The sequence below is a fragment of the Acidithiobacillus albertensis genome (assembly GCF_001931655.1).
Lineage (GTDB): Bacteria > Pseudomonadota > Gammaproteobacteria > Acidithiobacillales > Acidithiobacillaceae > Acidithiobacillus > Acidithiobacillus thiooxidans.
In genome coordinates this window covers 61,437-68,010 of the sequence record NZ_MOAD01000001.1, presented here as the reverse complement: position 1 = coordinate 68,010, position 6,574 = coordinate 61,437, and the positions used below count along the sequence as shown (strand labels likewise).

General features: G+C 48.4%; 5 protein-coding genes. All 5 read right to left on the bottom strand.

The window, feature by feature from the left end:
- A partial coding sequence (locus tag BLW97_RS00300; RefSeq protein WP_143214894.1) for a helix-turn-helix domain-containing protein occupies nt 1-93 on the bottom strand: 93 nt, incomplete at its 3' end.
- 335 nt (nt 94-428) lie between these two features.
- Nucleotides 429-1,976, bottom strand: coding sequence for a TnsD family Tn7-like transposition protein (locus BLW97_RS00290; RefSeq protein WP_075323515.1), 1,548 nt, complete (start codon nt 1,974-1,976; stop codon nt 429-431).
- A gap of 5 nt (nt 1,977-1,981) precedes the next feature.
- Complete coding sequence (locus BLW97_RS00285) at nt 1,982-3,637, bottom strand: AAA family ATPase (protein WP_075321999.1); 1,656 nt, start codon at nt 3,635-3,637, stop codon at nt 1,982-1,984.
- On the bottom strand, nt 3,634-5,709 hold the full coding sequence (locus BLW97_RS00280) for a Mu transposase C-terminal domain-containing protein (RefSeq protein ID WP_075321998.1): 2,076 nt from the start codon (nt 5,707-5,709) through the stop codon (nt 3,634-3,636). Before BLW97_RS00280 ends, BLW97_RS00285 begins: the two co-directional genes overlap by 4 nt.
- A complete protein-coding gene (locus BLW97_RS00275) occupies nt 5,693-6,511 on the bottom strand; it encodes a TnsA endonuclease N-terminal domain-containing protein (RefSeq protein WP_075321997.1) in 819 nt (272 codons plus the stop codon). The genes BLW97_RS00280 and BLW97_RS00275 overlap by 17 nt, the downstream gene beginning before the upstream one ends.
- Nucleotides 6,512-6,574: the final 63 nt, after the last annotated feature.

Sequence of the window (6,574 nt, the reverse complement as noted above, 5' to 3'; positions counted from 1 at the left end):
CCTGGCAATGCCACGAATACTCAGCCCCTGATTCAATCCACGCTGTATCTGGTTTCGCTGATCGGGCAACAATTGCCTGTATTTTCTGGCCATCTCTCACCTCCGTCTGCCTTCGACCAGAGGTGTTGCACTTCATTTTAGAGCGCGCCCACCATTGCCGTCCATCCCCCTGCCGACTCACCACGGGAATCGGACAGGCATCGATAGGTTCCGTAAGCCAAAGGCGCGTATTTTCTATCACTACCCGTTTCAGGAATCCGGCAGGCAGTGGTTGTTCGGTTGCATTCACCACTCTGCGTCTAGCTAAAGTCGGAATTTGAGAAACACCCACATGTTGTTTCTTCTGCCCAGGCTCCAGTTTAACATTGATATGCCAACCAGAATCGTCATGACGGCGGAATAAAGAACCAATCTCCCGAATAACGCTATTATTTTCTACCCCTTTTAACTTCATATTCTGTACTCCGACACACTAAAACTTCCAAATATTGTCTGGCAGGTCCTGTCATTCGTTCTTCACTTAATCCCGCGTTTCGCAGCAATCGCCACCTCGGTGGTGACTCAAACAGATTTCGCAACTCCGCATAGGCATTTTGCAAACGTCGGATCTGGTACTGGGAGATGCTTTCCGAATTAACTGCCAGAAACGCCGAAGTACGTGGCATTTGATGAAGGTTCTTTTCAAGAGTCGAAAAATTGCCGAGAAGCCGAAGATAGCAGGTTTTTGAGCGTCTGGGCCCTTGTTCGTTTGCCTTCAAAAAGGTAGCCAGTTGTCGAAGTGCTTGCAGATGTTCCCGGTCCCGTTTGTCCCAATCGATGCGTGGTACGTTAGTATTTGTCTTACCTTCTGCATGACGATAATTTATGTCCAATAGCCAGTCACGATGATTTCGATAAAGCCGGGCATACAGGGCTGATGCAGTTTTTCTGGCTTTCTGGGGTGGATGGGAGGACAACAATTCGCGCCAGACCTCCTGATCTGGCGTTTGGCTGCTGGACTTTTGTATAGCCACCTGAACTTGCGAGGACTTTTCGCAGATTGGCGTCCTGCTTACCTCATTGAGCACGTCATCTATCCGCCAGTGACGACCCAACAGCGCCTGATGAACCACAATATGCTGAAGATAATTGAAACTTTTCCGATGCTTGCGGAAGATTGCTTTCAGCCAGTCTGATTCATCGGCAAACGAAGAACGTGGCATCAGACGATTTCTGGTTAACCAAGTAGCGGGCCAAGCCATTAGTACCCTATCTCTTATCGACGCGTGGTCAATTTGCGCTTTTCCTCGGGAGAGGCACAGACGGCAAGCAAGGTTACGGTAGTACGCTGCCCATTGCTCTAAACTTGGGGACACTTGGGTAGGTCGGGCCAACAACTGACGCACCTGAGTTGCTACCCAGTCAGAATTCCTCATTCCCTTTTGCTGTTTAATAAAATGACAATATTCAGGTGCGGCAGCGATAAAACGATGCCTTTCAATCAGTGGGCGAGCTATCTGCGTATCCTTCAACATGCCATGTTCGGGGCACGATTCCACACCGGCGACCTGCCATTCTCTCAGCCAAAAATACTCACCATATTGTTCACGCTGAGCGGTTATGCAACCTGGACAGTATCGGATAAAACGTGGTGACTTAATAAGAGAGGCAACAACCCCCAATACCAGATGTACGGCTCCCTGAGTTCCTTGATGCAACCCCCTCATGCACTGACGCCGTCGATCCTCTGAAATAAAAGGGGCATAAAGCGGAAATAAGGTATGGCTATAGATGAGTTTCTCAGGCGTATATTCATCAGGAAGCCAGCGTGAGACCGTTGCGAGATGGCTCGGTAAGTCTATCGTTGCAATAACACTACGAGATTCGAAGACTTCATCCAACAGTTGCTTGGGGCTAGTATGACCTAGCCGAACACCCGCTCTTGCGACGGTGCTATACAGCAATTCCTCTGCATAAGGTATAGGAAAATTCAACACGACCATCACCCAAAGGAATTGATCCAGTTCTCGGCATCGAAAAGCAAACCTTCGCGACTCAGTGATTCTAGGAAGGCTTCCTCATTGGCGGACTGCGAAAATAAAAAACGCAAATCGTTTGAGTCCAGGGTATGCCAATCAGCTTTTTTCATCGCCTTCATTTTCGGCTTTGATGATGCTGTCTTTTCTATCTCTGCGCTCTGATACCAAGAGAGAATCAGCGGCATAAGATCCTTCATCACAAGTCCCGGGTGATTTTCAAAAGCCCTATTGATCAGAGGTTCAAGCAACTCAGAGACATACCCCATATCGACCAGCATATTGTGTAAACGAATGGCTTGTTCATTTCCCCCATACTTGACGGCAGTATCAATGCGTTCCTGATTGGAACGCAGCAGATGGCCCAGTTCGAGTATTTTTCTATCCACGTCGGGAATGGTCAGGTCGGAGTAACGGGCTATTTTTGTGACATCACCGGACCGCAATGCATCAATCATAGGATGGATGGGCTTTAGCTCATCCTGATAAACTTTTCTCATCAAGCTCTGGGTAATGCGTTCAACGCCTGTGACAACAGCCCGGATTTGTGACAGAACAAATAGCTTGATGACGACATCCATAATGCCTTGAGAAAGATCATACCAGGTATCACGAATTTCATCGGTCACATCGGGTGATGCTTTGGTCAGCCACTGATACTTCCACAAACGGTTGGTGAAGGCTCCCCATTCGGTCCGTGATATTACCTGCTCGCCTGAAGGCTTGCTCAATGGCTCCCACAGAATTGCACCAAAACCTGCACCGCGACGCGCGGATCGCAGGTCCAGCTCAAAGACAGATCTGGCTTTTGGTGTCCCCACCATGACAACCGGGACTGAAATTTCATTCACCAGAGTGACGAAAAAATTGAGCATACGCTCTGCACCACCGGAATGCTTAACACTCAAATGCTGGATTTCATCAATCACCAGCAGGCCAATCGCGTGCGTATTAGCAATATGCGCCATTACCGCAATCAGGGTTTCCACACTATGCCGTTTTTCCACATAGCGCCGTACGTAATTGGTGGCGAGCACCGCGTCGATTTCACGGAAAAAGTTATGACAAAGGCTTTTCAGGGATCCGTCATGCGGGCAGTCAATTTTGAGGAAAACAATCTGGGTGAAGTTGTACGTTTCGTGATAAATCAATTGCGGGTAGGTGGCCAAAATACGATTCAACGAACTTGTCTTTCCTGACCCGGAACAGCCGATGAAAGCCAGGCTCTTAGCCGTGGACTCCACATGCTCGAACCGGAAAACGGCTAAATCACCCTGCATGACACGCTCATAACCATTCTGGATGTGAGCATTCAGCTCGCCAGTCGCCAGATTTCTGCCAACATACCCTTGCCGAAGCATGACCGATAATTTCGACTCCAGCTCGATGTGACGGGATAGCGGCTGGAAAAAATTATCGAGTAATTGGGAGATAACATGAATGCGGGTCGGACCATCAAGATAAATATCCGTTGGTCGAAACGCAATTTGGCCTGATAACCCCTCCTTTAACTGACGTCTATCCAAGATCGGCGGCAGCGCTTCAATGAGTGGATTTCCTTGGTATTGACTGATCCCGGTATCCTTGTAAATAGCCTGAACCATACCTTTGGGTAGTGTCATACATCCTCTCCAAACAGATCATCCAGAAAATCTGGGAAAGCAACATTTTCGGGTTGTTCAGTCAAATACCTGACCTCTGCTTTGGGCCTCGATTTCGTTGGTTGACTATCCACACGTCGTTGCTGGCGTTCCTGCTCACGGGCATCCCGGCGGTTTTGGTTGATGCCAGCCAAAGTTTCTGTTTTCGATTCGCCAAAGGAAGAAGGACGTAATTTTTCCGCTCGTTGGATCGTTTTCTGAATCACGTTTTCCAGCACTCTTTTACTTTCTGCCTCCTCTAATTTAGCTGTCGCTGTTGATTTTCGTTGTTGCTGCTGACTATCCCAGAGCTCCCACATCGTTCGGCCCCTGAATTCCCTTGAGCGATCGGTGAGCGAGCATTCCCAATAATCCGATTTGGATACATCAGGGAAGACATAAATGATATCGGCTACTGAAGGATCGTAAGCAGCCACAAATGGGCCGGGCCGCTGTCGCCCGCTTCTATGTAACCAACCGGATGCCAGCAACTCATTACAGGTGTAATAGGCACCAAAGCACCGAATACCAAAATCTGAAAGCGTCGCCTTTTGACGCGGCAGCATTGCCAGCCTCAACGCCGCCTCAGACGTGTTACGCAGTCGTCCACTGCGATTTTGAATACCCCAGCGCCAGATATTGAGGGGCACCGGAGCGAGGGTGTCAGGCATATCCGAATCGCGATCATATTTGACCAATACCGAACTCTGGTTGCGATGCAGAATGGAGCCGATAATGATTTTAGTGAAATCTGCCAAGGTGAGTGTTGCGTCCAATCGATAATCTTTCCCGCCCCGCTTTTTAATGATGGTGCCCGCAACTACTCCTGGTGCAAATGGTTTGAAATCCGCCTGAATGGTCCGGAAGTGCCGTTCAACGATACCCTTCGCATCCCCACGATACGGCGGCGTATTCTCGATTCGGACTCCAAAGGACTGCTCCAGGTATTCAATCTGATGACCGAGCAGTTCTCCACGATCTGCCAAAATGGCGTCCGGTAGCCCCATGGATGGCCAATCTTCTGGTTCTATGTCATAGCCGAATGAATGGCATAGCTGAGACTTATCAGTCATGGCCGTCACCAGTGCCAACATGGCGGTGACATAAGATGGATTTTCAAGCCCCACATAAAAACCGGTGATCAATCTGCTGTAAACATCGACAACTACATACAAGGTTGGTCGGCCAATGATCTTTTGTCGGTCAGCGGAGAGCAGATAAATATCCGCAATAGTTGCGTCGATTTCGTATCGTGCACCAGGGCCGTGAACTTCGGCTGTAGCTGTTCCTTGTAACGGCCTGATGTCCTTCTGGTACTCGATCTTATTGACCCTCAACCGGATACGTTCAGGTCGGACATATTCCCGTTCATTGAAATAACGCAGTTGGGCGAGAGTCGGGAAATTCTCTTTCGATATATCGGGGTGAGCTGTTTTGAACATATCCTCGAAGCGCCGATGAGCATAGGGCAGAGAATGGCCCTTTTCAGTCAGAAAATGCCGATCAAGCACAATGCGAAACATGCGTTCAATGCTGTCATCTATTATTGCCCCCGTACCGAGCGCTATACATCTCGGACGCCCTAATTTTTTCTTCGTGGCTGTTCTCTTTTTTCCGCGCCCTCCTGATTTATAATAATCCGGCAAAAGCGCGTTTGGTGTACAGCCTCGCTGCCAATATTGGCGAAGATAGGCATATATTGTTTTTTTAGCCGTCCCGGAGTCATTTGCGATCTGCAGAACTAGTGCGCCTCGGCCACTTCGAAAACAGATGTCCGGCTGATGTATTAAAGGCTCGATAATCGCGAAACGTTTGTCGCGGGTTTGCTGTGCCCCCGAGCCATGCTCCGGAAGCTGAACTGCAAGATGCGAAAAGGGATCGTCAACTTTTTTTAATGTCTCAGCATGGATAAGCTCATCTACCTCTGCCAGTGAAATCCGTTCCGGCAAAGACTTATCGGAGTCGATATTAATCCAAGTATATCGAATTTTCGATACATCAAGAATGCGATACCGAGTTTCTTCGAATGTCACGACATCATTGATTCGCAACATAATAGTTCCTCAGTGAATCAAGATCTGAAGATGCTTGTAGCTCTCCAACAGCCAGCTTTGACCAAGGTTTTCTGAGGTCAAACAAGAAAACTCTCAGAGCTAAAAGCGAACGGATCCTTTGCAAGGACTCTCCTGGAGACAGTGTATAGGCTTGATCAAGCATCATTGCAGTCTGAGAAATCTGTAACATCGGATGCTTTGCAAAGAAGCCTAGATAAACTGGTGCCATATTCAGAGTGTTTTCGATCTCATCCAGAACCAGTTGGGCGGGATACAGCCAGGCAATGTTCCTGGTGACGGTCTTGGGTATTTGTTTTTCAGTCAGCAAGTACCATGGCACTCCCTTTAATGCCCAATATCGTCGTTCAAGTTCTAGTTTTTCTATGATCCTAAGGTTGGAGAGATCTGAAGAGGTTTTTACCTGAATAGCCATTCTTGGGAGTTCTGGTTTATTGGTGTCCACTAGAAAATCCGTGGACATGATCTGAACTTGTCCTCGTACTTCCGGATGGCGAATCTGTGCTTGCGTGGCAAGCTCACTGGTATCCTCTAAGCGGAGAGGATATTGCTCGCGGATATCAGCGACAGATGGATTCCAGTCAAATAGAAAAAAAGCCGCCAGTTCGAGATCCGACAGCAGATGGTGGGTCCGTTGAGTCTGGACTCCCCAGATTCTATGAGACCGTCCTGCAGAAGGCAGGTCTCTGACAGTCAACCAGGGTTGGTAATCTTTTCCTGAGCCCCTTCCCCGACCTTGTTTAATCCATTTCAGCGACCGGTGGTCAAGGGGTAAGCAGGTCAAGATCCGTACCTCCAACTCTGAACACAAGTATACGGAGCAAAGTTACCATCTTTATTTGAAAGT

Excerpts from the sequence above, each read along its gene's own strand:
- BLW97_RS00285 (WP_075321999.1), bottom strand. The coding sequence starts at position 3,637 with ATGACACTACCCAAAGGTATGGTTCAGGCTATTTACAAGGATACCGGG.
- BLW97_RS00280 (WP_075321998.1), bottom strand. The coding sequence starts at position 5,709 with ATGTTGCGAATCAATGATGTCGTGACATTCGAAGAAACTCGGTATCGC.